The organism is Massilia sp. 05N420, from assembly GCF_056397205.1.
On record NZ_JBFTMX010000138.1, the window covers coordinates 1 to 542 of the forward strand.

Annotated in this window: 1 protein-coding gene; it reads left to right on the forward strand. The window is 55.4% G+C overall.

Features of this window, described 5'->3' with window-relative positions; all coding sequences use genetic code 11:
* Positions 1 to 319: 319 nt before the first annotated feature.
* Positions 320 to 542, forward strand: a 223-nt coding sequence (locus AC1DIX_RS27650) for a hypothetical protein (protein ID WP_477328533.1), incomplete at its 3' end; no start/stop codon positions are given.

The following is a 542-nucleotide window of genomic DNA, read 5'->3' on the forward strand; positions in this document are numbered from 1 at the left end:
ATCGAAGATGCGGCAATTTCGCGGATGACGCGACCGGAAGATCGCCGGGCAAGATCAGGGCCGCTTTGACTGACCAGCAAGGCGTTAAGCCGCGAGGCGCCGCATGATTGCGCCGGGAACCGACTGTAAGGATCTCAGACAGGCTATGTCTGCTTCTCAGTATCGCTGCGGAAACGGAAGTCTTGCTCCGGAACGTCTGCAGCATTCCGAGACGGGCAGCCGGGTGCAGATGAATTGTTCTGGCTGAATCCGATATTATGAGTTGATGCTCAATTAGAGTAGGATGGAAATATAGCGATATCGGCTTTGGGGAGAGTAGATGTTCAATATCGGTGAAAAGTATTCCTTCGTCCTAATCGAGGGGACGTCTGATGGGTGGGGCGAACTCAGCTTCACCGATAGTGTCGTTGATATCGACGGACCGCTCCTGAAGCTTGAAAGCGGCCGGATTATCAATTCGCACTCATCGCTGTTTGTCCGCGCGGCCCCTGCCGTGATGCTGGCTTCGGCCAGTGCCCTGTCTGCGGACGAGGCTGCTGAAC